We start from the raw sequence: 24,346 nt of genomic DNA, 5'->3' as shown, positions 1-24,346 counted from the left end.
AGGAACAATGAGTGAGGACATCCGAGTCGCCGACGTCATGACGAGAGACGTGGTGACACTGCGCCCCGACCAGAGCGTGGCCGAGGCGGCCGACGTCCTGGCGGGCCGAGCCATCGGCGCGGCACCCGTCGTCGACGGAGGTCGCTATGTCGGGTTGCTGAGCGACGACGACCTGATCGTGTCGGAGGCCCGCCTCCATCTACCGACGACCTTCAACATCCTCGGTGGGCAGTTCTTCCTCCCCGGCTCGCAGCACCGGTTCGAGGAGGAGCTCGAGAAGGCCGTCGGCGCCACCGTCGGTGACGTGATGGACGACGACCACGCCACGATCGGCCCCGACGAGCCGCTCATGGCGCTCGCCACGCTGATGCACGACAAGGGAATCACCCACGTCCCGGTCGTGTCCGACGGCGAGGTGCTCGGCATCGTCGCACGCGGCGACCTCATCCGGCACCTGTCGGAAACCACGTGACCCACCTGCGATGACCGATCGTCGCTCCGCGTGGGCGGAGATCGACCTCGCGGCCGTCCGCCACAACGTGTCGGTGCTGGCCGCCGCGGCGGCCGGCGCACAGCTGATGGCGGTCGTGAAGGCCAACGCCTACGGGCACGGCGCCGTGCCGGTGGGTCGCGCGGCACTCGAAGCCGGTGCCTCCTGGCTCGGTGTGGCCCGCGCCGCCGAGGGCACGGAGCTCCGTGCCGCGGGCATCGACGCGCCCGTCATGATGCTGTCGGACCCACCCGCCGACGAGATCGACAGCGTCGTCGATGCGGGTCTCGCCACGATGATCGGCGACATCCGGACCCTCGCACCGCTCGGAAAGGCATCGCGTGATGCGGCCCGGGTTGTCGATGTCCACCTGAAGGTCGACACCGGCATGCACCGTGTCGGTCTCGCCCCCGAGTCGGTGCCGACGGCGGTCGACGAGGTGCTGACCACCGACGGTCTGACGTTCGGTGGGATCGCCACCCACCTGGCGGTCGCCGACGACGTCGACGACGCCTTCACCGCGCAGCAGCTCGACGCCTTTCGATCCGTGGTGGAGGATCTGGAGCGTTCCGGCCGTCGCCCACCCCTCGCGCACGCCGCCAACTCCGCGGGCGTGCTCGCCCATCCGGATTCGCACTTCGATCTCGTGCGGACAGGGATCTCGATCTACGGACTGCCCCCCGGGCCCGGTATCGCCGCGCACCCACCACTCCGCCCGGCGCTGTCGGTGCACGCCCGGGTGTCGGCCGTACGCGACCTCGAGGCCGGCGAACGCGTCTCCTACGGGCGACGCTACGTGCTGGAGCGCCCCGGCCGGGTGGCCACCGTCCCCCTCGGCTACGGCGACGGTGTCCCGCGCCGCCTCGGGGCGGTCGGCGGCGAGGTGCTCATCGGCGGCGTCCGCCGCCCCATCGCCGGAACGGTCACGATGGACCAGTTCATGGTCGATGTCGGCGCCGAACCGGTCGACGTCGGCGACCACGTCGTGCTCATCGGTGCGCAGGAGGGCCCGGAATCGACCGGAGAGATCACCGCCACGGAGTGGGCTGACCGCCTCGACACGATCGACTACGAGATCGTCACGGGGATCCGGCGGCGTGTGCCGCGGGTCTACACGGGGGAGTGAGCGTGACCGGCGGGGGGCCGCGCTTCGAAGGTCGGTGGGCCGGAGAGCCCGTACCGGGTGGGCTGACGTCGATCGACGGCGTTCAGGTCGGTCACCGGGCTGTGGGTGCCACAGGTGTCACCGTCGTACTGGCCCCCGAGGGAACAACCGGTTCGGGTGAGGTCCGTGGCGGAGCGCCCGCGTCGCGTGAGACGGAACTGCTCGATCCGCTCCGCACGGTCTCACGCGTCGACGCCGTCACCGTCGCCGGCGGCTCCGCGTTCGGTCTTGCTGCCGCCGACGGCGTGATGAGGTTCCTCGCCGAGCGGGGCAGGGGACAGCCGACACCGGCGGGACCGGTCCCCATCGTGCCCGCTCTGGCGGTCTTCGACCTCCTGGAGTCCGGCGGCGGGCACCCGGGCGCCGACGACGGCTACGCCGCCGCGGCCGGAGCGGACGCGGACGAGACCGGCGCGTGCGGGCGGATCGGTGCCGGCCGGGCCGCCACCGTCGGTGCGTGGCGCGGATCGGCCGGGGCCGTCCCCGGCGGTCTCGGGCAGGCGGCCCGGCGTGCCGAGAGCGGGGCCGACGGGACGCGCTCGATCCCCACCGTGGCCGCCCTGGCGGTCGTGAACGCCTACGGGGACGTCGTCGATGACGACGGCTCGGTCCTGGCAGGCTCGGGTGCGCCCGACGACGCACCGCCGTTCGCCGAGATCCCACTCGACCCGTCTGTACCTCACGACGCGGGGGGCAACACAACGATCGTGGTCGTGGCGACCGACGCCGATCTCGACGCGGTCCAGTGCTCGCTCGTCGCGCAGAGCGCCCACCACGGGCTCGTCCGCTCCCTGTCCCCGAGCCACACACGCTTCGACGGCGATGCTGTCGTCGTGATCGCGACGGGAGCGGTGCCGGCGCACATCGACCGGGTGCGCGTCGCCGCCACGGCCGTCACGGCCGATGCCGTGCGGTCGGCCGTGAGGAAGCGATCCGGTGCCTGAGACCCCGATCGCCGAGATCCCGACCCTGGGCGATCTGGAGACGGTCGCCTCCACCTGCACGCGGTGCGCGCTCGCCGAGGGGCGCACACACGTCGTGTTCGGCGACGGCGACCCGTCAGCGGGCCTCGTGTTCGTGGGCGAGGGGCCCGGCGCCCGGGAGGACGAACAGGGGCTGCCCTTCGTCGGCCCGTCGGGCAACCTGCTCACGGAGCTCATCGAGGGGATCGGCCTCCGTCGTGGCGACTGCTACATCGCCAACGTCGTGAAGTGCCGACCTCCCGCCAACCGCGACCCCCTACCGGTCGAGATCGCCGCCTGTCGCCCCTACCTCGAGGCGCAGCTCGGCTTCATCGAGCCCACGGTGGTCGTGACGCTCGGGAACTTCGCCATGAAGCTCCTTCTCGACACGACGAACGGCATCACGAAGATGCGTGGTTCCCAGTACCCGTTCGGCGACTCGGTGCTCGTCCCCACGTTCCACCCGGCCGCCGCGCTGCGGGGTGGTGGAGGTGTCCTGGCCGACATGCGCGCCGACTTCGTGCGCGTGAAGCGGCTCCTCACGGGCGAGGAGCCCTGATGCCACCGGGGCTCGAGGTCGAGACCGAGGGTGCGGACGGCACGCGACGCTTCGGGGCCGCGCTCGCCGGCGCTCTCGAACCCGGGGATCTCGTCCTCGTGAGCGGCGCGCTCGGAAGTGGCAAGACGGTCCTGGCGAAGGGCGTCGGGGAGGGTCTCGGCGTCGCCGAGCCCGTCGTGTCGCCGACCTTCACGCTCGTTCGGGAGTACGCCGCTCGCGTGCCGTTCGTCCACGCCGACGTGTACCGGCTGTCCGATCTCGCGGAGTTCGTGGATCTCGACGTTTCTGAGCCGTTCGACGGCCGGGCCGTGACGCTCATCGAGTGGGGCGACGTCGTGGGAGCGGCGTTGCCACCCGAGCGGCTCGACATCTCGATCCGGCGTGTGCCGGGCGCAGCGGATCGCCGCCGGCTGTCCCTGGCCCCTGTGGGGAGATCCTGGGAGCCGCGCCTGCAACGTCTTGCCGCGCTGTGCGGGGGCGACATATCGGCGGGGCGAAACGCGGGCACCGGTGGGCCGTCGTGAACGTCCTCGCGCTCGACACCGCCACCGCCCAGGTCGGCGTTGCGATCGGTGTCGACGACCGTGTGGTCGGCGAGGTGCGCCTGGTCGGTGGTCGACGACACGCAGAGCACCTGGTTCCCGTGATCGAGGCGCTGTGCCGGGAGTCGGGCGTCGCACTCGACCAGATGGCAGCGATCGGCGTGGGGATCGGGCCGGGGCTCTTCACCGGGCTGCGCGTCGGGGTGGCCACCGCCACGATGCTGGCCCACGTTCTGACGATCCCGGTGGTCCCCGTCGGGAGCCTCGACCTCGTCGCACATCCGCTGCGTCACGCCGACCGCCGGATCGTCGCGGTACTCGACGCGCGACGCTCCGAGGTCTTCTACGCCTCGTACCAGCCGGTCCCCGGCGGTGTCCAGCGCCTCACGGAGCCGGCCGTCGCCGGTCCGGACGACGTCGCGGCCGAGATCGTCGGGCAGCGGGAGGAGACCCTGGTCGTGGGCGACGGCGTGGCCGCACACCCGTCCGTGTTCGCCGGACTCGATCGTACCGAGCACGCGGGACCCGAGTTCGCGGCTCCCAACCCGGGCTCGCTGGCGGAGCTCACAGTCCACAGGGTCGAGCGGGAGGAGTTCTCGCAGCCCGGCGAGATCGCGCCGCTGTACCTACGGGGCGCCGACGCGCGGATCAACTGGGAGCAGCGCCGCGGCGCCACGGCGGAGGGCCCGACGCCGTGAGCACACGACCCACCGACACGCGGCCGGCCGATGTCGAGATGGTCGAGATGCGCCGGCGCCATCTCAAGGGTGTGCTCGCCATCGAGGAGAGGGTCTACCCCCGGCCGTGGAGCGCATCGCTGTTCCTGAGCGAGATGTCGATGCGCTCGAGCCGTTCCTACTTCGTGGCCAGGTCGCGGCGCTCCGTCGTCGGCTATGCGGGCTTCATGCTCACCGACGACGACGCACACGTCACGACGATCGCCGTCGACCCGGAGCAGCAGAAGCGGAGAATCGGCACGCGACTGATGCTCACGATCACGCGTGCTGCGGTCGAGCGCGCCGCCCGCCACCTGACGCTGGAGGTCCGGACGGGCAACGCGGCGGCCCGGGCCATGTACCGACGGTTCGGGCTGGCCCCGGTGGGAACACGTCCCGGCTACTACACCGCCACCAACGAGGACGCCCTCATCATGTGGGTGCACGACATCGACTCCCCGGAGTACGCGGAACGTCTCGACGCCATCGGGCGGTCGCTCGACACGGAGAGCACACCGTGACGCACCTCACGCTCGGCATCGAGACCTCCTGCGACGAGACGGCGGCGGCCGTGGTCGCCGACGGCCGTGACGTGCGGTCCTCGGTCGTGTCGAGCCAGGTCGATCTCCACGCCCGCTTCGGTGGCGTGGTTCCCGAGGTCGCCAGCCGGGCTCACGTGGAGCTCATCGACGACGTGGTGTCGGAGGCCCTGGTCGAAGGGGGAGCGACCTACGACACGGTCGACCTCGTGGCGGCGTGCCACGGCCCCGGCCTCGCCGGCGCCCTCCTGGTGGGTGTGTCGGCTGCGAAGGCCGTGGCGCTGGCTGCCGGGATCCCCTACGTCGGGGTCAACCACCTCGAGGCGCACCTCCATGCCACGGTGCTCGAGCACCCCGAGGTCGAGTTCCCGGCCGTCGTGCTCATCGCGTCGGGGGGTCACACGCTCCTCGTGGAGGTGCGCAGCCGGCTGGAGCACGTGGTGCTGGGGGAGACGGTCGACGACGCGGCCGGTGAGGCCTTCGACAAGGTCGCCCGTTTCCTCGGGCTCGGCTACCCCGGGGGCCCGGCGATCGACCGCATCTCGGCGGACGGAGACGCGGGTGCCGTGGCATTCCCGCGGCCGATGCTCGACGACGGTGACACCTTCTCCTTCTCCGGCCTGAAGACGGCCGTCGTGAACCGGGTCACCGAGGAGCCGGGGCTGGCCACGGCCGACGTGGCGGCGTCCTTCCAGGCAGCCGTTGTCGACGTGCTCGCCACGAAGCTCGACCGGGCGGCCGGGCGGGTGGGTGCGGCCACCGTCGCCCTGGGAGGCGGCGTGGCGGCCAACCGGGCGCTGCGGTCCCGGGTGGCTGCCGACGCGGAGGCCGCCGGGCGCGCGGCGGCGCTTCCCGGCCCCGGCTTCTGCACCGACAACGGCGCCATGATCGCCGCCGCCGGATACGTCCGCTTCGGCGCCGACGGGCCCACGGCGCTGGATGCGGGGGTCGTCCCGGGCCTGCGGCTGGGGTGACCCGCAGAAAACCGGCGGGTCGGCCCCGCCCGTGTTGCCGGGGCACCCGGCGTGCTGGTACCTTGCCCGTTAGCACTCGTCAAGGGTGAGTGCTAACGCCACAGGCGCCGGCCGGCACGCCGAGCGGGGGAGACCCCGGCGGCACCTGGCTACCGGCACCGGCACACCGCAGACCAACACCCGCACATGCACGTGGAGGCACGTCGATGAATCTGCAGCCGCTCGAAGACCGCATCGTGGTCCGGACCTCCGAGGCGGAGGAGACCACCGCCAGCGGTCTGGTCATCCCCGACACCGCCAAGGAGAAGCCGCAGCAGGGCGAGGTCCTCGCTGCCGGCCCGGGACGCCGCAGCGACAGCACGGGCGAGGTCATCCCGCTCGACGTCGAGGCGGGCGACATCGTCGTCTACTCGAAGTACGGCGGCACCGAGATCGAGGTCGACGGCGAGGAGCTGTTGATCCTCTCCGGCCGTGACGTTCTCGCCAAGGTGGGCAAGAAGTAGCCCATCCGCCCGCGAGGTCGGATCACGAAACGGCGCCTCCGGGCGCCGTTTCCGCGTCCGGCACTGGGTGCGGCACTGCGTCCGGCAGTGCCCCGTCGTGTCAGCCGATACGCGCGAGCGCCTGCTCCTTGGCCCAGGCGTAGTCGGTCTTCCCGTTGGGCCCCCGTTGCACGGCATCGACGACCACGACATGGCGGGGCCGCTTGAAGCCGGCGAGATGCCCCCGGGTGGCGTCGGCGATCTCCTCGGGTGAGGCCGCGGCGCCCGGCTCGAGCTGCACCACGGCGGTGACGGCCTGGCCGAACTTCTCGTCGGGGACACCCACGACGACGGCGTCGGCCACGGCCGGGTGGCTCTTCACGGCCTCCTCGACCTCCTCGGGGTAGACCTTCTCGCCGCCGGTGTTGATCGACACCGAACCGCGCCCCAGGAGGTTGATCGTTCCATCGGCCTCGACCGTCGCCCAGTCGCCGGGGATCGAGTACCGGACACCGTCGTAGGTGGGGAACGTCGTGGCGGTCTTGTCGGGGTCCTTGTAGTAGCCGAGGGGGATGGCGCCGGCCAGTGCCAGCAGGCCCTTCTCACCGGAGCCCGGCTCGATCTCACGGCCGTCCTCCGTGAACACCTTGGTGGTGTCGCCGATCGTGAACCGCGCCGTCTTCGCCTCGCTGCCGGGGGCGTCCATGCTCGCACCGAAGCCGATGCCCTCGCTGGACCCGAGTGTGTCGATGCAGATAACGCCGGCCTTGTCGGAGAGCGCCTTCTTGACGGGCGCACTCCACATCACGCCCGAGCTGATGATGAGGAACAGCGAGGACAGGTCGTAGGCACGGCCTTCGGACTCGGCCGCCTCGAGTGCGTCCACCATCGGCTTGCCGAAGGCGTCGCCCACGATGCAGACCTGCGTGACGCCCTCTCGTTCGACGGTCTCCCACAGCTCGCGGGGGTTGAAGTGGCGTTCGGTGAGCGTGACCGCGGTACCGCCCACGGTCGTGGCGATCATCTGTGTGAAGAATCCGGTGCCGTGCATCAGGGGTGACGCGGGTATCTGGACGGGAACACGACCCTCGTCGACGAACTCCGCCGCGAGTCGACCCGCCTCCTCGGAGGTGGTCGGGATGTCGTGACCCGCCAGCGGGTAGACGGTCGGAGCGAGTGACCCGAAGACGTCGTCGTGGCGCCACATGACTCCTTTGGGCGTGCCGGTCGTGCCGCCGGTGTACAGGATGTAGAGGTCGTCGCCGCTGCGGTCGATGCGCGGGGCCGGGTCGTGCGCGGCGATCAGGTCCTCGTAGCGGAGGGCGCCGTCGAGGTGCGGTGAGCCGTCGTCGACCTGCACGACCGCCTTGAGGCCGGGCACCCTGTTCCGAACGGCGTTGACCCGCTCGGCCAGATCGCCGTGGAACAGGAGGATGTCGGTGTCGGAGTTGTCGAGGAGGTAGAGGAGCTCGTCCTCGACGTAGCGGTAGTTCACGTTCACGGGCGCGGCCCGCGCCTTGAAGGACGCGAACAGCCCTTCCATGTACTCGTTGCCGTTGTAGAGCATGGAGGCGACCTTGCCGCCGGCGGAGCACCCCAGCTCCGTGAAGGCGGCGGCGAGACGCGCGCTGCGGTCCTCGAACTCGGTCCAGGAGCGGCGGTTGTCTCCGTTCACGAGAGCGGTGCAGTCGCCGATGCCGTCGGCCACGACCTCCCACGTGCTCGCGATGTTGATGCCCTGCCCGGTCCCCACCGGTCGGAGGATACCTGCACTGCTTGTCTTCGCCCTTGGGGGGGACCTGTAACCTGGCATCTCCATGCCGAGCCCCGAGAAGCGTCCCAACATCCTCTTCGTGGTCTCCGACCAGGAGCGCCAGCGGAGCTGGCTCCCCGACCACATCGAACTCCCTGCACGACAGAGCCTGCTCGACAGCGGCCTCGAGTTCACCAACTACTTCACGCACTCGTCGCCGTGCTCGCCGTCGCGGGCCTCGCTCATGACCGGTGAGTACCTGCCCCAGCACGGTGTCGTCGACAACCTCATCCACGACCACCACAAGCCCCTCGACACCGCCACGCCCACGGTGGGCTCGATGCTGCGCGAGGCCGGCTACCGGTCGAGCTACATCGGGAAGTGGCATCTCTCGCGTGGCGCACACCCCGACATGGAGGCCTACGGCTACTCCGACTGGGAGGGCGACGACCGCCACTTCATGGGATGGGCCGGAACAGGCGTGCACTTCGACCCGATCATCGCCGAGAACGCCGCCCACTGGCTGACGACGAACGGCACCTCGCTCGACCGGCCGTGGTTCCTCACCGTCGCGCTCGTGAACCCGCACGACGTGATGTGGTTCCCGATCGACCAGCCCTTCTACCAGGAGCAGCACGCGAGCGAGGTCGACTTCTTCCGCACGCTCCTCGCGTCCGCGGGGTGGAAGGAGGGCGAGACGATCCCCGCCTTCGAGGACGACTACGACGAGATCTTCGAGCAGCTCCCCGACAACTTCGGCGACGACCTCTACACGAAGCCCGGCACCCACCGGCAGTGGCGGTGGGACCAGCAGCACGGTACCTGGGGCTACATCGATCCCGACGACAAGAAGATGTGGCTCCGCCACCTCGACTACTACGTGAAGCTGCACCAGCTCGCCGACCGGAGCCTGGCGACGGTGCTCGACGCTCTCGAGAAGAGCGGGGCTGCCGACGACACCGTCGTGATCTTCACGTCCGACCACGGCGACATGTGCGGATCGCACGGGCTCCGCTCGAAGGGCCCGTTCGTGTACCAGGAGATCATGAACGTCCCGCTCTACGTGCGCGCCCCGGGTGTCACCTCCCCGGGAACGGTCACCGACTCCCTCGGCTCGGCCGTCGACATCCCCGCCACGATCTGCTCGCTGGCAGGTGTCGAGGCACCGCCGTCGGTCAGGGGTGTCGACCTCACACCGGTGCTGTCCGACCCGACGGCATCGGCGCGCGACCGGATCATGTTCGCCCAGGACTCGGCGCACACCACGAACATCCAACGCACCCGCTACGCGCTGCGGGGCACGTTCGACGGCCGCTACAAGTACGCCCGGTACTACGGCGTCGGCGGGGGGCTCCCCAACGACCTGTTCGACCCGGCGCTCGCGGGCGAGAAGCTCTATCCGGTCGACGCGGCGTTCGACGACCAGGACCACGAGCTCTACGACCTCCGCGAGGATCCCGGCGAGATGGTCAACCTGGCGATGGACCCGGGGCGTCGCGACGAGGTCCGTCGCCGCTACGACGACCTCCTCGCCCTCGAGGCCACCCATTTTTCTTGATGCGTCCGTGAAGCGCGCATAGCGCGCTTCACGGACGCATCAAATCTGTAGGGTGAGGAGATGGTGGGGCGTGGGGGGAGGCAGCGGATTCCGCGGCCGCCCACGATCCGGCCGGGGCGACCGTCGCCGTGGGCCCACGTTCCCGCCGACAGGCGCAGTCTCGGCCTCGATGCCGTGCGGGAGCGCCTGGCCGATCTTCCTCCCCCGTCGCCACCTGACATCGCCGTGCCGGGCTCCCGCGACGCCGCCGTGCTGCTCCCGCTGTTCGAGGAGGCGGGTGAAGCGCGGCTGATCCTCACGAAACGCCCCGACACGATGCCGTCACACCGCGGTGAGATCGCTTTCCCCGGCGGCAAGCTCGACGTCGGCGACGTCACACTCGAGGCCGCCGCGCTGCGGGAGACATACGAGGAGATCGGCATCGACCCGGCCGACATCGAGGTTGTCGGCGAGCTCGACGCCCTCGGTACCGTCGGGTCGCGCTTCACGATCACGCCCTTCGTGGGCCTTCTCGAGGGTCGACCCGAGCTCCACCCCGACCCCGTCGAGGTGGCGAGGGTCTTCGACGTCCCGCTCTCCGCTCTCCTGGCCGACGGCGTCCACAGTGAGGAGGAGTGGGAGGTCGGCCTGCCCGATTTCACCATCCAGTTCTTCGAGCTCGACGACGAGACGGTCTGGGGTGCTACCGCGCGGATCCTGACCCGCTTCCTGGCTCACCTCGTCGCCGACTGAGGAGACTGCGTCGGGCGCCGGTCGGCCCACCGCTCCGGCTCGTCAGTACCCGAGTGCGCCGGTATCCGGGAAGTAGACTGACGAGTTCGGGCGGCGAGCGGAACGGGGTGCACCAGTGGAAGTCGAGATCGGGATCGGCAAGTCGGGTCGGCGGGCGTACGGGTTCGACGACATCGCCATCGTGCCCAGTCGCCGGACCCGCGATCCCGAGGACGTCGACATCTCCTGGGAGCTCGACGCGTACCGGTTCGAGCTCCCGCTCATGGCCTCCGCGATGGACGGTGTCGTGTCACCGAGCACGGCGGTGCAGATCGGGAACCTCGGTGGCCTGGCGTGCCTCAACCTCGAAGGTCTGTGGACGCGCTACGAGGATCCCGACCCGCTCCTCGACGAGATCGCCAACGAGCCGCCCGAAAAGGCGACCCGCCGCATGCAGGAGATCTACACCGAGCCGATCAAGGAGGAGCTGATCGGGCGGCGTATCCGTGAGATCAAGGACGGCGGCGTCGTGGCGTGCGCCTCGCTCACACCGCAGCGCACCGAGCAGTACGCCAAGCTCACGGTCGAGGCGGAGCTCGACATCCTCGTCATCCAGGGGACCGTCGTATCGGCTGAGCACGTCTCGAGCACCGTCGAGCCGCTCAATCTCAAGAAGTTCATCCGACACTTCGACCTGCCGGTGATCGTCGGTGGTTGCTCGAGCTACTCCACGGCGCTGCACCTGATGCGGACCGGTGCGGTCGGCATCCTCGTGGGCGTCGGCCCCGGACACGCGTGCACGAGTCGTGGCGTTCTCGGCATCGGTGTCCCGCAGGCGACAGCCATCGCCGACGTGGCCGGTGCACGGATCCGTCACCTCGACGAGACCGGGGTCTACGTCCATGTGATCGCCGACGGCGGAATGCGCACCGGTGGTGACATCGCCAAGGCGATCGCCTGCGGAGCGGATGCCACGATGATCGCCTCGCCGCTCGCCTGCGCCCACGAGGCGCCGGGGCGCGGCTTCCACTGGGGGATGGCCACGTTCCACCCCACACTGCCCCGCGGGGCTCGTGTCCACGCAGGCCAGAAGGCGACGCTGGCCGAGATCATCTCCGGTCCGGCACACGAGAACGACGGGACGCTCAACCTGATGGGGGGACTCCGCACCTCCATGGCCACGACCGGATACGAGACGGTCAAGGAGTTCCAGAAGGCAGAGGTCATGGTGGCGCCGTCTCTCCAGACGGAGGGCAAGACCCTCCAGCGCGCCCAGGGCATCGGCATGGGCAAGTAGTGGGAGTGACAGCGCGCCTGTCGCGGGCGAGCGAGCCGCGTCGAGCGAGCAGGAGTCCCGAGCGTTCCGGAGGACGCCGGAGGCGTAACCCCGGAGGCGAGCGAGGGCGACCATGAACGTTGTCCTTGTTGTCGACTTCGGGGCCCAGTACGCGCAGCTGATCGCCCGGCGCGTGCGCGAGGCGCACGTCTTCTCCGAGATCGTGCCCCGCGACATGCCGGTCGACGAGATGCTGGCGAAGGATCCTGCCGGGATCATTCTGTCGGGCGGGCCGAAGTCGGTCCACGTCGACGGTGCACCCTCCATCGACCCGGCGATCTACGACTCCGACGTCCCGGTTCTCGGAATCTGCTACGGGTCGCAACTCCTCGCACAGCAGTTGGGTGGCGAGGTGAGCCGCACCGACTCGGGGGAGTACGGCGGAACACCGCTCACCGTCGAGGTGCCCGGCGTGCTGTTCCGTGACCTCCCGACCGAACAGCAGGCGTGGATGAGCCACGCCGACGCCATCACGGTCGCGCCCGACGGGTTCGTCGTCACCGGCTCCACGCCGGGCGCTCCCGTCGCCGCTCTGGAGAACCGGGAACGCGGCCTGTACGGCGTGCAGTTCCACCCCGAGGTCGCGCACACCGAGCGCGGTCAGGAGGTGCTGAAGCATTTTCTCTACGACGCGTGTGGCACAGCCCCCGAGTGGACCAACACGTCGATCATCGAGCAGGCCGTCGCCGATGTACGGGCGGCCGTGGGTGACCAGAAGGTGATCTGCGGGCTGTCGGGCGGTGTCGACTCCGCCGTGGCCGCGGCGCTCGTCCACAAGGCGGTCGGTGATCAGCTCACGTGCGTGTTCGTCGACACGGGAATGTTGCGCCAGGGAGAGGCCGAACAGGTCGAGGAGACGTTCCGTCGCCAGTTCCACATCGATCTCGTGCACGTGAAGGCAGCCGACCGCTTCCTCGACCTGCTGGCCGGCGTCACCGATCCCGAGACCAAGCGCAAGGTCATCGGAGAGACGTTCATCCGCGTGTTCGAGGAGGTGGCGCGCGACCACAGCGACGCCCGCTTCCTCGTCCAGGGCACGCTGTATCCCGACGTCATCGAGTCGGGTACGGCCGACGCCGCGAAGATCAAGTCGCACCACAACGTCGGTGGTCTCCCCGCCGATATGGACTTCGAGCTCGTCGAGCCCCTGCGTGACCTCTTCAAGGACGAGGTGCGCGCCGTCGGTGCCGAGCTCGGGCTTCCCGAAGACATCGTGTGGCGCCAGCCGTTCCCCGGGCCCGGGCTGGCGGTCCGGATCATCGGTGACATCACCGTGGAGCGGCTCGAAACCCTCCGGGCCGCCGACGCCATCGTGCGCCACGAGATCCGCACGGCCGGTCTCGACCGCGAGATCTGGCAGTACTTCGCGGTCCTGCCCGCCGTCCGCACCGTCGGCGTGATGGGCGACGACCGGACCTACGCCTATCCGGTCGTCATCCGGGCCGTGACCTCCGACGACGCCATGACGGCCGACTGGGCCCGGCTCGACCATTCCCTGCTGGAGAAGCTCTCGAACCGGATCATCAACGAGGTCCCCGGCGTCAACCGGGTCGCCTACGACATCACGAGCAAGCCCCCCGGCACCATCGAGTGGGAGTGACCACCGCCACGCTGCGACCAGTCGGTCTCCAGGCGGGGCCGAGTTTCTCTCATCCGCCACCCGTCGTGACCGATCGAAGGACATGGCCTCTGACGATGGATCGCTCGCGCCCCGAGCAGGGCGCATCGTCGCTCTGCTCCTGCTGGTCGCGGCCGGCCTGACTGTCGTACCGGCGCAACGCGCCGATGCCGCGACGTTCGACGTCACCCGCTTCGACGACCCCGTTCCCGACGGTTGCAGCTCCGGTGTGGACTGCTCGCTGCGTGAGGCTGTGATAGCGGCGAATGCCAACGGCGGACCCGACGTCATCGACCTGCCCAACGGCACCTACTCCCTGACGATCACGGGATCCCTCGAGAACTCCTCGGCCACGGGCGACCTCGACATCACCGACGACCTGACGATCAACGGCTCCGATCCCGGAACGTGGGTCAGTGCGTTCGGCCTCGCTGCCGATCCCGACCGTGTGTTCCACTCCATGAACGGAGCGGCGGTCGAGCTCGTCGACCTCCAGGTTCAGGACGGTCAGGCGCCGCCGGCAGAGCCCTACGGCGGAGGGATCCTCCAGGAGAACGGATCGCTGACACTCACGCGTGTGGGCGTGCACGACAACTCGAACCCCGGTTCCGGTTCGCCCAACGACGCCGACGGCGGTGGGATCGCGACCCTCGGCGGGGATCTGACGTTGGACACGAGCGCGATCCAGAGCAACTCCACCAACGACGACGGCGGCGGTGTCGCGATGCTCGGTGGCGGCCTCCTCACGCTCACCGACTCGTCGATCGATCAGAACACCGTCACCGGCCCCGGGACCGGCGGTGGCGTGTCGACGAAAGGTGCCAACGGTGGCGGGCTCTACGTGGGACCGTCGGCCACCGGCGACTTCACGAACGCCAGTTTCGGCAACAACACGGTCCTCGACACCGACGAGTATTCCGGCGGTGGCGGATTGTTCATCGCAGGTTCCGTCGTGGCGGACGAGATGTACGTCTCGCAGAACGCCGCGGGGTCGTTCGGCGGTGGTGGACACATCGCAGAAGACGGCTCCCTGACAGCCTCGAACCTGCGTGTCAACACGAACGACGCCGGGGGTGCGGGTGGTGGTCTGGCGGTGCAGGGCACGCTCGACGTCACGTCCGGCTCGGTTGCGTTCAACACCGCGAGTGGAGCCGCCGGTCTCATCGTGGGCTCGAACGACGGGCCGACGGGAGATGTGACCTTCGGCGGCGTAAGAGTCGAGGAGAACGTCGCCGACTCCGTGGCCGGTCTCTACGTGTTTCCCGGCGCCGGCTTCAGCATGAACGGGGGGTGGGTGCGAGCGAATACAGCGACGAGCGGAGGGGTCGGTGGAATCGCCAACCTCGGAACGATGTCGCTGTCCAACGTCGCCGTCTCCGAGAACACGGCGGCCGACGGTGCCGGCGGCATCCTGAACGCGGCGACTCTCGACATCACCTCGGCCTCCGTATCGAACAACGATGCCGGAGACGGACCCGGCGGCGGTATCTTCACGTCAGGCTCGACGACGCTGGACATGGTCCTCGTGGAGGACAACGCGGCAACCAGCCTCGGGGGTGGCCTCCTCGTGACCGGTGGAAGCGTGGACGGCACCGACGTCGCCGTCCGGGGCCACGAGGGCCCGCTGCTCCTCGGTGGTGGGATCTACCAGGTGGACACAGGCAGTGGGCCGGCGGACATCACGCTCCATCGAGCCGTGATCAGCGACAACACGGTGTCTTCGGGGGGCGGCGGCGTGGTCCTCGATAACGGGACGCACAGCTTCACGAACACGACGGTCTCGGGCAACCAGGTGACCGACGGGAGTGGTGAAGGAGGCGGCATCATGGTCGGCGGCTCGGGAACGCTCGACCTGGAGTTCTCCACCGTCGTTGACAACAGCGCGTCGGAGGGCGGAGGCGTCGAGAACATGGACACGTCGACCGTGACCTACACAGCGTCGCTCATCTCCGACAACGCAGGTGGTGACTGCGACACCTACGACAGTGGCGTGCGTGTCTCGAACGACTTCAACGTGGCCGGCGACAACACGTGCGGCTTCGGCCAATCCGCCGACGTGAACAATGCCGGTCCGATGCTCGGTTCGACACTCGGTCCCCTCGCCGACAACGGAGGCTGGTTCGGCGTGATGCTGACGCACGCCCTGTTGCCCGGAAATCCGGCGTTGGATCTCGCAACAAACCCGAGGCCGTGCCCGGCGACCGACGAGCGCGGCAACAGTCGTCCGAACGGCCCGGCCTGCGACAGCGGGGCTTTCGAGGCGGCCTACACGCCACCGACCCCCACCGACCACAACCTCACGATCGACAAGACACTCGTGGGTGAAGCGAGGTCGGGTGGCGACGCGCGCTGGAACATCACGATCGGCAACTCGGGCACGGACCCCGCGCCCGGGCGTCTCACGTTCGCCGACACGTTGCCCGACGCCGTGCGTTTCGTGTCGGTGGATGCTCCCGAGTGGGACTGCTCCACCGAGGGCCGGACACTCACCTGCTTCTACGACGGTGATCTGGCGCCCGGCGTCGTGACGAAGCTCGACATCGTTGCGACTGTGGTCGGACCACCCGGTTCGAGCGTCGCCAACACGGCGAGCGTCTCGACGTTCGGGAGCGTGGATCCGACATTCGCAACGGCTCCGGGCACGGTGGCCGGTCCGGGTGAGAGCCCCGGCGACCCGACACCAGGTGAGCCGGGGAACGAGCCCACCGACGCCGGCCTCACGGATGCGGTCGGTCCGGGTGGGAGCCTGCCGTTCACGGGCTTCGACCTCACCAGCATCGCGCTGGGGGCACTCGTCGCCGTCGTTGTGGGAACCACACTCGCCTGGAGACCGCGCCGCGGCGCGTCGGCATAGGGTTCGTCCGACAACAGCTTTCCGGAGGCGGGGATGCGCGCGGTTCAACGTGTGAGCGAGGCGTCGGTCCGCGTCGAGGGTGAGATCGTGGGGCGCGATCGGTGCGGGCCTGTGCGTCTTCGTCGGGGTCACACACACCGACGATCCGGAGGCCGCTACGAAGCTCGCCTCGAAGGTCTGGAACCTGCGCGTGCTCGACGGACCGTATGACGCCGACGACGAGGATGGCGGCGAGGTCATGGAGCGCAGCGCTGCCGACCTCGGTGCTCCACTGCTCGTCGTCTCCCAGTTCACGCTGTACGGCGACACCCGCAAGGGACGTCGGCCGTCGTGGGGAGCTGCTGCGCCGCCCGCCGACGCCGAGCCCCTGTGCGATGCGTTCGTCGCAGCGCTCCGGGAGCTCGGCGCCACCGTGGCGACAGGCGTCTTCGGCACCGACATGGCCGTGTCACTCGTCAACGACGGGCCGGTGACCCTCATGCTCGAGGTCCCCACAGGCCCCTGACCTCGGGGGTTGTGGCACCCGGTGCCCCGCCGCCGTGGCCGGGCTACGCTGGGGCTCCCATGCGACGGATCGACTCCGCCCACTCCGTCTGGCTCTTCGACGAGGACGAGATGGTCTACCGACGCCTCCCCCGCGGCAGTGACGTCGACGCGCCGTCTCTCGCCTCCGACTGGGAGCGCTACTACGCGCTCGAGCTCGACGACGTCACAGGTCGGTTCACGGTGGCCCTCAACGAGGAGCGCACGCGCCTCATTCGCGCTACGCGCGACACCGAGGCCGACGACACCGACACCACCGAGCTGAACCTCACACCGGTCGACGGCCAAAGCCGAGGGTGAGCGCCGCAGGTCTCCGGGCCTGCGCGTCGAACGTATGTACGCCTCCGGGCGGTAGTCGCTACGATGAGTCGGTGAGCCCCGACGAGAAGCTGCTGGCCGGCCTCAACCCGGCCCAGGAGGACGCCGTCACCGCACCCGACGGCCCACTACTCGTGGTTGCGGGGGCCGGATCCGGCAAGACCCGGGTTCTCACGCACCGCATCGCCTGGCTGATCGCCGAGCGGGACGTGTCGCCGTTCGGCCTGCTGGCCATCACCTTCACCAACAAGGCGGCCGCCGAGATGAAGGAGCGGGTCGGCGCGCTCGTCGGTCCGGTGGCGCAGCGCATGTGGGTGTCCACGTTCCACTCGGCGTGCTCCCGCATCCTGCGCCGGGAGGCGCCCGTCCTCGGCTACCGGTCGGGTTTCACGATCTACGACCAGTCCGACGCGGTGCGCCTCACCGACTACGTGCGACGGGACCTCGACCTCGATCCCAAGCGTTTCCCGCCCCGGCGTCTCCACGCCGCGATCTCCACGCTGAAGAATGAGCTCATCGGCCCCGACGAGGCGACCGACCGCGCGGAGTCGATGTCCGACCGACACATCGCCGACGTGTACCGCGAGTACCAGAAGCGCCTCGCCGACGCGTCGGCGGTCGACTTCGACGACCTGCTCATGCTCACAGTGAAGCTGTTCCGCGAGCACGCCGACATCCTCGAGCACTGGCGCCGCCGGTTCGGCTCCATCCTCGTCGACGAGTTCCAGGACACCAACGTCGCGCAGTGGGAGCTCGTGCGGATGCTGGGCGAGGAGCACCGCAACGTGATGGTCGTGGGCGACACCGACCAGTCGATCTACCGCTTCCGCGGCGCCGACGCCCGCAACCTGGCGCGTTTCGAGGAGTCGTTCCCCGAGGCCGCCGTTGTCGTGCTCGAGCAGAACTACCGCTCGACGCAGCGAATACTCGACGCCGCCAACGCCGTCATCGAGAACAATCCGACGCGGCACGCCAAGAAGCTCTGGACCGACCAGGACGGCGGCGAGCTGATCGTGCGCTACCACGCCGAAGACGAGCACGACGAGGCTGCCTACGTCACGGGTGAGATCGTACGGCTGGTCGACGGGGCCGAGCACCGCTACTCCGACCTGGCGGTCTTCTACCGGACCAACGCCCAGAGTCGCGTCATCGAGGAGCAACTCGTGAGGGCGAACGTGCCCTACCGGGTCGTGGGGGGCACCAAGTTCTACGACCGCCGCGAGATCAAGGACGCCCTGGCCTACCTGCGGGCGTTCGTGAACCCCGACGACGAAGTCAGCTGGAAGCGGATCGCCAACACCCCCAAGCGCGGCGTCGGACAGGCCTCGCTCAACAAGGTCGAGGCGTACGCCCAGGGCGCCGGGATCCCGTTCCGCACGGCTCTCGCCGAGGCACGCTCGGCCGGTGTCACCGGCAAGGCGGTCTCGGGGATCGCCGACCTGCTGTCCGTCATGGACGAGTTGGACGGTGCCGCGGCCGGGGGGACGGCTGCCGTTCTCCGAGCCGTGCTCGACAGCACCGGCTACGTGGCGGCGCTCGAGGCCGACCGCTCCATCGAGGCACAGGGTCGGCTCGAGAACCTGGCCGAGCTCCTCGGTACTGCCGAGGAGTTCGACGAGGCCCTCGACGCCGGGAACCTCGACGGCCTCGTCGGTATCGCCGGCGTGGGGGACCCGACGCTCGGAAGCTCCGATCTGTCCGGCGACGGTACCGACGACATCCCCGACGCCGACACGCCGCTCGAAGCGCCGGTCGGGCTCGCCCGGGTGCAGGCGTTCCTCGAGGGCGTGTCGCTCGTCACCGAGCTCGACGACTCCGACCCCGACGGAAGCGCCGTCACGCTCATGACGCTGCACGCCGCCAAGGGCCTCGAGTTCCCGGCGGTGTTCCTCACGGGGCTCGAGGACGGCATCTTCCCGCACTCCCGGAGCCTCGGTGACCCCGACGAGCTCGAGGAGGAACGGCGCCTCTGCTACGTCGGGATCACCCGTGCCCGGCAACGTCTCTTCTGTACGCACGCCTGGAGCCGTACCCTGTTCGGCTCGACCGACTACTACCCGCCCAGTCGGTTCCTCGACGAGGTGCCGTCGGATCTCGTGCACGAGATCGGCGAGGCGCGCCGACGCGGCGAAGGCTCGTCGCAGCACCGCGACCACGTCGTCGACGCCGCCGTGCGCTCGGGTTCGGCGTCGGGCGGAGCGGGGGTCCCGCGCTCACACGCGCCCGAGGGTGCGCGCGGCGCCGAGTCGGCGGGGCTGCGGGTGGGTGACGACGTCCGCCACGACAAGTTCGGTGACGGCGTGATCATCGAGATCGAGGGTCAGGGCGACAAGGCGGAAGCCGTGATCCGGTTCCCCGACGCGGGGGAGCGCCGCCTGCTGCTGGCCTGGGCACCGCTCGAGAAGATCGGCGCGGCGTAGCGACGCTCAGCCGGCAGTCGCCGGCGCGGACTCCCGGGCCGGCGCGGGTTGCACGGTGTCGAGGTCCACGAGGAGGGCTCCTCGTTGTCCTCGTCGGTCGACACGCTCAGCGCGTAGCGGTCGAGTTCCTCGGTCTCGATCGGTTCGCCGTCGCAGTCGACGAAGGTCTCGTCGCGGCCCCGGTAGTCGGCGATGCAGCCCGGACGTCCGGGGACCTCGATGACCAGTGCCACGATCTCGCCGTCCTCCTTGGTGAGCCAGAACGACCGGTCGTTGCCCGTGGGGTCGGCCAGGAAGGCCGGGCCTTCCTCGTCGATGTTCTTCTCCTGGGCGGAGGCCAGCCCGATCTGTACGGGGCCTTCGCTCTCACCCTCACCGTCGCCCGCGGTCACGAACAGGATCGCCGCCGCCACGGCCAGGCCCGCGGCGATGAGAATCACCGACGACATCACGATCAGTGGGACGTCCTTCTTGGCGATGGCCACGGGTTCAGTGTCGCGGCGTCGACCCCCGACCGGCGAACCGGATGCTCCTGCATCCCGGAGCAACCGCGGAGCGGTGCTTTGGAGCGATCTCGGCGCCGGCGGGTACCGTGAGCGGCCGTCCGGGGAACGGCAGCCCCGGCAACCCAGGAGACGGAGTGCAGCGCCGCTACCGCGTTCTGATCGCCAAACCGGGCCTCGACGGGCACGACCGCGGCGCCAAGGTCATCGCCCGTGCCCTTCGGGATGCCGGCTTCGAGGTCGTCTACACGGGCCTCTTCCAAAGCCCGGAACAGGTGGCCGAGGCGGCGCTCCAAGAGGATGTCGACGCCGTGGGCCTCTCCCTGCTCTCGGGCGCGCACGCCACCCTCTTTCCCAAGGTCCTGGAGGCCCTGGCCGAGCGCGGGCGCGGCGATGCCCTCGTCTTCGGGGGCGGGATCATCCCCGACGACGACCTCCCGACGCTCGAGGCCGCCGGCGTGGCCAGACTCTTCACCCCCGGCGCCCCGCTCGACGAGATCACCGACTGGTTGGAATCCGCCCTCGACGAGCGCGAGGTCGACCTGACCGGCTCGGCCTGAGCGCTGACGACGTACCCATCCGGCACCGACACCAACAGAGACGTCAAGGAGCACCGTGGACCTCTTCGAGTACCAGGGCAAGCAGTTCTTCGCCGGCTACGACATCCCCGTGTCGCCCGGCGAGGCCGTCGAGACGGTCGACCAGGCCGTCGCCGTGGCGGACAGGATCGGTTACCCCGTCGTCGTGAAGGCCCAGGTCCTCGTGGGAGGGCGCGGCAAGGCCGGCGGCATCAAGCTGGCCGGCACGGCCGACGAGGTGCGCGAGCACGCCGGGAACATTCTCGGGATGGACATCAAGGGTCACACGGTCGGCTTGCTGTGGATCGAGAAGGCGAGCGACATCGCCGAGGAGTACTACGCCAGCTTCACGCTCGACCGCTCCGCCAAGCTGCACCTCGGGATGCTCTCGGCTCGAGGTGGTGTCGACATCGAGCAGGTGGCCGCCGAGGAGCCCGACGCCATCGCCCGGATCCATGTCGACCCTGTCGACGGTCTCACAGCCGAGGCCGCGGCCGACTGGGTCGACGCCGCGAAGCTCAACCCGGCAGCACGCGACGGCGCCATCGACATCCTCACGAAGCTCTACACCGCCTACACCGACGGTGACGCCGACCTGGTGGAGATCAACCCTCTCATCCTCACACCCGACGGGCGTGTCCACGCACTCGACGCCAAGGTCACCCTCGATGTCAACGCCCAGTACCGCCACGACGACTGGGACGCCTACGAGGCCACGCAGGTTCTCGACGCCCGGGAGCGCGAGGCCAAGGAGAAGGGGCTCAACTACATCGGCCTCGAGGGAACCGTCGGCATCATCGGCAACGGCGCAGGGCTCGTGATGAGCACCCTCGACGTCGTCAACCAGGTCGGTGGGGCACCCGCCAACTTCCTCGACGTGGGAGGGGGCGCGTCCGCCGAGGTGCTGTCGAACGCCATCGAAGTCGTCAACAACGACGAGGACGTGAAGGCGATCCTCATCAACATCTTCGGCGGGATCACCCGTGGCGAGGAGGTCGCTACCGGCATCGTCGAGGCCATGGGACGCGTCGAGCTGCGATCACCGATCGTCGTCCGCCTCGACGGCACCAACGCCGCAGAGGGTCGTGAGATCCTCGCGGCCAGCCCCGACGACCTGCTGCTCTCGGAGCCCACGATGCTCGACGCCGCACGGCGCGCTGTCGAGATCGCCAACGCGGCCTGACCGGCACCCGGAAGCGACGCACACCCACTTCGGAGGACACACCGCACCATGAGCATCTTCGTCGACCAGGACACCAAGGTCGTCTACCAGGGTCTCACCGGCAGCCAGGGCCGGTTCCACGGCCTGCGCAACCGCGACTACGGGACGCAGGTCGTGGCGGGAACCAACCCCAAGAAGGCGGGAACCGACGTCGACGGCGTGCCGATCTTCGCGTCGGTCGCCGAGGCCCGTGAGGCGACCGGTGCCGACACCTCCTGCATCTTCATCCCGGCCCCCGGCGTCGCCGCGGCCGTCGAGGAGGCTGCCGACGCCGGGATCGGCTTCATCGTCGTGATCACCGAGGGTGTTCCGGCCCACGACGAGGCGCGGTTCTACAACCGGATCCGTCGTGACCACCCCGACACGCTGATCCTCGGACCCAACTGCCCGGGCGTCATCAGCCCCGGGAAGTGCAACATCGGCATCACGCCCGGCGAGATCACGAAGCCCGGCGGACCGGTGGGCATCGTCTCGCGGTCGGGGACGCTCACCTACCAGGCGCTGCACGAGATGACAGCTCGTGGCATCGGCCAGACGACGTGCGTCGGCATCGGCGGCGACCCGGTGCCGGGTGTGAGCTTCATCGACTGTCTCGAGCGTTTCGAGGCCGACCCCGATACGGGTGCCGTCATCATGATCGGTGAGATCGGTGGCTCGGCCGAGGAGGAGGCCGCCGAGTTCATCGGCTCGAAGATGAGCAAGCCGGTGGTGAGCTACATCGCGGGTGTCACGGCACCGGCCGGCAAGAAGATGGGCCACGCCGGGGCCATCGTGTCGGGCTCGAAGGGCACCGCCGCCGCCAAGATGGACGCCCTGCGCGAGGCCGGGGCGACCGTGGCCGAGAACCCCACCGAGATGGCCGAGGCCATGGCCGACGTCGTCGCGGCGATGTGACGCTGAGGGAGAAGTAGGACGTCGGGTGTGAGTTGAACCAGATGTTCGGGCTCAACTCACCTGCTCGGGGGTGTCTTCAGAAGATCGGGGCGTTCTCACAGACGTGCCGGTTCTCGGGCGGCCACGCCGAGCAGATGTTGTCCCGTTGCACACGATTGAGTCCGTCGAAGCTGTCGTTGTTCTGTGTGGTGGGGACGTCGATGCGGTCATCGCGGTCGGCGGACATACTGCCGAGAGCGGCACCGATCACGATGATCACGAAGACGATCGAGATGACGGAGATCCACACGGACATCCGGCACCACCTCTTCGCCTCCTCGGCCTCCATTCTCGCCCGTGAATAGTCACCGTCCCTCCGGGCGTTGTTGGCGTTGTTTGCGTGTACCAGCGCCAAGATTCCCGTCGGCAGGAACAGGAACAGCGACACGACGGCGAACGTGGTGTTGTCGGGGATGTCACGGCTCGGCGGGTCCAGGTGGGTTTTCGACAGCGGCCGTACGGGCCGCTCATCGCCGCTGGAAACCGCTGTACCGCACGCAGCGCAGAAGCGCGCGCCTCGGGAAAGAGTCTCTCCGCAGTCTGTGCAGTAGTTGACTACTGGTCCATCGGTGGTACTGCTCATCGTCCTCACAGCGCTCGAATCGCCGATAGGTCCTATACAGGGACATGTTACCCGGCGAATCGAAACCCGAGAGGAGAGCCTCAGCGCACAAGCGCCGTCGCCGACCCCTGGTCTCGCCGATGGGTCAATGAGGTGTCATATGCGAACCTCATTGACCCATCGAGGAGGTACGCGAGCGGCGGACGGTCCGGTCGAACAGCATGGCGAACGCCTCGGGGGCGAGGCTGGAGGTGCGCGCGAGCAGCCGGGTCCGCCAGTCGGGTGCGATCGAGAAGGTGCCGCGTTCGATGCCGCGCACGGTCGCGCGGGCGACCTGGTCGGCGGAGATGGGTTCGATGGCACCCGAGATGGCCTTCGTCTCCTCGGGCTTGAACTGCTCCTCTGCTGTGAGCATCGGCGTGTCGACGTCGGGCGGGTACACGCAGCCGACGTGGACTCCGTGGGGCGCCAGCTCGCCCCGTAGGGACTCCAGCAGCCCCCGCACGGCGAACTTCGTCGGGGCGTAGGCGGTGAATCCGAAGACGCCGATGAGCCCCGCCGCCGACGACACGCCGACGACGCTTCCTCTCCCACGCGCCACCATCGACGGGACTACGGCCCGGACGGCGTGGAGTGTCCCGAAGTAGTTGACGTCCATGAGCCGGCGGAACGTCGCCACCTCGAGCTGCACGAAGTGGCCGGGGCGTGACACTCCGGCAGAGGCCACGAGGATGTCGCACGGGCCCATCTCGGCGATTGAACCGTCGATGGCGGCACCGAGAGCGTCGGGGTCGGCGACGTCGGCCGGGGCGGTGAGGATGTCTCCCCCGGCATGCCGTAACTCTGCTGCGGCGGACTCCAGCTGCTCCGGGCGCCGGGCGATCAGTGAGACGCGCGCTCCGCGTTCCGCAAGGAGCCGGGCCGTGGCGAGCCCGATGCCACTCGAGCCACCGGTCACGACCGCGTGGGAACCGGAGATCGTCGTGAACCGGGGCACGGCGCGGCGCT

Annotated in this window: 23 protein-coding genes and 1 pseudogene; 20 read left to right on the top strand and 4 right to left on the bottom strand. The window is 69.4% G+C overall.

Annotation, left to right across the window (positions count from 1 at the left end; all coding sequences use genetic code 11):
- The first annotated feature begins 7 nt into the window (after nucleotides 1-7).
- From R3A49_09935 to groES, 9 genes are all read left to right on the top strand, one after another.
- On the top strand, nucleotides 8-472 hold the full coding sequence (locus tag R3A49_09935; GenBank protein ID MEZ5171050.1) for a CBS domain-containing protein: 465 nt from the start codon (nucleotides 8-10) through the stop codon (nucleotides 470-472).
- 10 nt (nucleotides 473-482) lie between these two features.
- Complete coding sequence (alr, locus tag R3A49_09930; GenBank protein MEZ5171049.1) at nucleotides 483-1,616, top strand: alanine racemase; 1,134 nt, start codon at nucleotides 483-485, stop codon at nucleotides 1,614-1,616.
- Between the two features lie 2 nt (nucleotides 1,617-1,618).
- Nucleotides 1,619-2,599: a P1 family peptidase gene (locus R3A49_09925; GenBank protein MEZ5171048.1), complete on the top strand. Its 981-nt coding sequence runs from the start codon at nucleotides 1,619-1,621 to the stop codon at nucleotides 2,597-2,599.
- Nucleotides 2,592-3,176, top strand: coding sequence for a uracil-DNA glycosylase (locus R3A49_09920; protein MEZ5171047.1), 585 nt, complete (start codon nucleotides 2,592-2,594; stop codon nucleotides 3,174-3,176). The genes R3A49_09925 and R3A49_09920 overlap by 8 nt, the downstream gene beginning before the upstream one ends.
- Nucleotides 3,176-3,700, top strand: coding sequence for a tRNA (adenosine(37)-N6)-threonylcarbamoyltransferase complex ATPase subunit type 1 TsaE (tsaE, locus tag R3A49_09915; GenBank protein ID MEZ5171046.1), 525 nt, complete (start codon nucleotides 3,176-3,178; stop codon nucleotides 3,698-3,700). Before R3A49_09920 ends, tsaE begins: the two co-directional genes overlap by 1 nt.
- Nucleotides 3,697-4,416, top strand: coding sequence for a tRNA (adenosine(37)-N6)-threonylcarbamoyltransferase complex dimerization subunit type 1 TsaB (tsaB, locus tag R3A49_09910; protein MEZ5171045.1), 720 nt, complete (start codon nucleotides 3,697-3,699; stop codon nucleotides 4,414-4,416). Before tsaE ends, tsaB begins: the two co-directional genes overlap by 4 nt.
- The gene (rimI, locus tag R3A49_09905) at nucleotides 4,413-4,955 is read left to right on the top strand and encodes a ribosomal protein S18-alanine N-acetyltransferase (protein MEZ5171044.1); all 543 of its coding nucleotides are present in this window, start codon (nucleotides 4,413-4,415) and stop codon (nucleotides 4,953-4,955) included. The genes tsaB and rimI overlap by 4 nt, the downstream gene beginning before the upstream one ends.
- Complete coding sequence (gene tsaD, locus R3A49_09900) at nucleotides 4,952-5,947, top strand: tRNA (adenosine(37)-N6)-threonylcarbamoyltransferase complex transferase subunit TsaD (protein MEZ5171043.1); 996 nt, start codon at nucleotides 4,952-4,954, stop codon at nucleotides 5,945-5,947. The genes rimI and tsaD overlap by 4 nt, the downstream gene beginning before the upstream one ends.
- A 206-nt stretch (nucleotides 5,948-6,153) precedes the next feature.
- A complete protein-coding gene (gene groES, locus R3A49_09895; protein ID MEZ5171042.1) occupies nucleotides 6,154-6,450 on the top strand; it encodes a co-chaperone GroES in 297 nt (98 codons plus the stop codon).
- A gap of 100 nt (nucleotides 6,451-6,550) precedes the next feature.
- Here groES and R3A49_09890 read toward each other — a convergent pair whose 3' ends face one another.
- On the bottom strand, nucleotides 6,551-8,182 hold the full coding sequence (locus R3A49_09890) for an AMP-binding protein (GenBank protein MEZ5171041.1): 1,632 nt from the start codon (nucleotides 8,180-8,182) through the stop codon (nucleotides 6,551-6,553).
- Between the two features lie 64 nt (nucleotides 8,183-8,246).
- Here R3A49_09890 and R3A49_09885 point away from each other — a divergent pair, with 64 nt between their 5' ends.
- The 8 genes and pseudogenes from R3A49_09885 to R3A49_09850 all read left to right on the top strand — a co-directional run bounded on the left by R3A49_09885 (nucleotide 8,247) and on the right by R3A49_09850 (nucleotide 19,540).
- Nucleotides 8,247-9,740: a sulfatase-like hydrolase/transferase gene (locus R3A49_09885; GenBank protein ID MEZ5171040.1), complete on the top strand. Its 1,494-nt coding sequence runs from the start codon at nucleotides 8,247-8,249 to the stop codon at nucleotides 9,738-9,740.
- A gap of 60 nt (nucleotides 9,741-9,800) precedes the next feature.
- Entirely contained in the window at nucleotides 9,801-10,472 is a 672-nt protein-coding gene (locus R3A49_09880; GenBank protein ID MEZ5171039.1) for a CoA pyrophosphatase, read from the top strand.
- A gap of 115 nt (nucleotides 10,473-10,587) precedes the next feature.
- Nucleotides 10,588-11,748 (top strand): GuaB3 family IMP dehydrogenase-related protein, encoded by a 1,161-nt coding sequence (locus R3A49_09875; protein ID MEZ5171038.1) that lies wholly within the window; start codon nucleotides 10,588-10,590, stop codon nucleotides 11,746-11,748.
- A 112-nt stretch (nucleotides 11,749-11,860) separates the two neighbouring features.
- Nucleotides 11,861-13,387: a glutamine-hydrolyzing GMP synthase gene (gene guaA / locus R3A49_09870; protein ID MEZ5171037.1), complete on the top strand. Its 1,527-nt coding sequence runs from the start codon at nucleotides 11,861-11,863 to the stop codon at nucleotides 13,385-13,387.
- Between the two features lie 82 nt (nucleotides 13,388-13,469).
- Nucleotides 13,470-16,259, top strand: coding sequence for a choice-of-anchor Q domain-containing protein (locus R3A49_09865; protein MEZ5171036.1), 2,790 nt, complete (start codon nucleotides 13,470-13,472; stop codon nucleotides 16,257-16,259).
- 33 nt (nucleotides 16,260-16,292) lie between these two features.
- Nucleotides 16,293-16,764 (top strand): annotated as a pseudogene (gene dtd, locus R3A49_09860) (D-aminoacyl-tRNA deacylase).
- A 59-nt stretch (nucleotides 16,765-16,823) separates the two neighbouring features.
- A complete protein-coding gene (locus R3A49_09855; GenBank protein MEZ5171035.1) occupies nucleotides 16,824-17,102 on the top strand; it encodes a hypothetical protein in 279 nt (92 codons plus the stop codon).
- A 71-nt stretch (nucleotides 17,103-17,173) separates the two neighbouring features.
- Entirely contained in the window at nucleotides 17,174-19,540 is a 2,367-nt protein-coding gene (locus R3A49_09850) for a UvrD-helicase domain-containing protein (GenBank protein ID MEZ5171034.1), read from the top strand.
- Here R3A49_09850 and R3A49_09845 read toward each other — a convergent pair.
- Nucleotides 19,441-20,025, bottom strand: coding sequence for a hypothetical protein (locus R3A49_09845; GenBank protein MEZ5171033.1), 585 nt, complete (start codon nucleotides 20,023-20,025; stop codon nucleotides 19,441-19,443). The two genes, R3A49_09850 and R3A49_09845, sit on opposite strands and share 100 nt — an antisense overlap.
- A gap of 155 nt (nucleotides 20,026-20,180) precedes the next feature.
- Between R3A49_09845 and R3A49_09840 the strand changes: the two genes are divergently transcribed.
- Genes R3A49_09840 through sucD form a run of 3 tightly spaced genes read left to right on the top strand, consistent with a single transcriptional unit; the run spans nucleotide 20,181 to nucleotide 22,737 of the window.
- Nucleotides 20,181-20,603, top strand: coding sequence for a cobalamin B12-binding domain-containing protein (locus R3A49_09840; GenBank protein ID MEZ5171032.1), 423 nt, complete (start codon nucleotides 20,181-20,183; stop codon nucleotides 20,601-20,603).
- Between the two features lie 55 nt (nucleotides 20,604-20,658).
- Nucleotides 20,659-21,804 carry an ADP-forming succinate--CoA ligase subunit beta gene (sucC, locus tag R3A49_09835; GenBank protein ID MEZ5171031.1) on the top strand — a complete coding sequence of 382 codons (1,146 nt, stop codon included), beginning with the start codon at nucleotides 20,659-20,661 and terminating at the stop codon, nucleotides 21,802-21,804.
- A gap of 48 nt (nucleotides 21,805-21,852) precedes the next feature.
- The gene (gene sucD, locus R3A49_09830; protein ID MEZ5171030.1) at nucleotides 21,853-22,737 is read left to right on the top strand and encodes a succinate--CoA ligase subunit alpha; all 885 of its coding nucleotides are present in this window, start codon (nucleotides 21,853-21,855) and stop codon (nucleotides 22,735-22,737) included.
- Between the two features lie 76 nt (nucleotides 22,738-22,813).
- On the opposite strand, the gene R3A49_09825 is transcribed toward sucD, so the two are convergent.
- Nucleotides 22,814-23,359, bottom strand: a complete 546-nt coding sequence (locus R3A49_09825) for a CD225/dispanin family protein (protein MEZ5171029.1) — start codon at nucleotides 23,357-23,359, stop codon at nucleotides 22,814-22,816.
- A gap of 148 nt (nucleotides 23,360-23,507) precedes the next feature.
- The gene (locus tag R3A49_09820; GenBank protein ID MEZ5171028.1) at nucleotides 23,508-24,335 is read right to left on the bottom strand and encodes an SDR family oxidoreductase; all 828 of its coding nucleotides are present in this window, start codon (nucleotides 24,333-24,335) and stop codon (nucleotides 23,508-23,510) included.
- Nucleotides 24,336-24,346 lie beyond the last annotated feature (11 nt).

It is taken from the genome of Acidimicrobiia bacterium (assembly GCA_041394025.1).
Classification (GTDB): Bacteria; Actinomycetota; Acidimicrobiia; order IMCC26256; family JAOSJL01; genus JAOSJL01.
Note: the sequence above shows the minus strand (reverse complement) of the source record. Positions and strands in the feature narration are given on the sequence as shown.

Bases quoted from the DNA above. Each gene is read 5' to 3' on its own strand.
- R3A49_09935 (MEZ5171050.1), top strand. From the start codon at position 8: ATGAGTGAGGACATCCGAGTCGCCGACGTCATGACGAGAGACGTGGTG.
- alr (MEZ5171049.1), top strand. From the start codon at position 483: ATGACCGATCGTCGCTCCGCGTGGGCGGAGATCGACCTCGCGGCCGTC.
- tsaE (MEZ5171046.1), top strand. From the start codon at position 3,176: ATGCCACCGGGGCTCGAGGTCGAGACCGAGGGTGCGGACGGCACGCGA.
- groES (MEZ5171042.1), top strand. From the start codon at position 6,154: ATGAATCTGCAGCCGCTCGAAGACCGCATCGTGGTCCGGACCTCCGAG.
- R3A49_09885 (MEZ5171040.1), top strand. From the start codon at position 8,247: ATGCCGAGCCCCGAGAAGCGTCCCAACATCCTCTTCGTGGTCTCCGAC.
- R3A49_09880 (MEZ5171039.1), top strand. From the start codon at position 9,801: ATGGTGGGGCGTGGGGGGAGGCAGCGGATTCCGCGGCCGCCCACGATC.
- guaA (MEZ5171037.1), top strand. From the start codon at position 11,861: ATGAACGTTGTCCTTGTTGTCGACTTCGGGGCCCAGTACGCGCAGCTG.
- R3A49_09865 (MEZ5171036.1), top strand. From the start codon at position 13,470: ATGGCCTCTGACGATGGATCGCTCGCGCCCCGAGCAGGGCGCATCGTC.
- R3A49_09855 (MEZ5171035.1), top strand. From the start codon at position 16,824: ATGCGACGGATCGACTCCGCCCACTCCGTCTGGCTCTTCGACGAGGAC.
- sucD (MEZ5171030.1), top strand. From the start codon at position 21,853: ATGAGCATCTTCGTCGACCAGGACACCAAGGTCGTCTACCAGGGTCTC.
- R3A49_09825 (MEZ5171029.1), bottom strand. From the start codon at position 23,359: ATGAGCAGTACCACCGATGGACCAGTAGTCAACTACTGCACAGACTGC.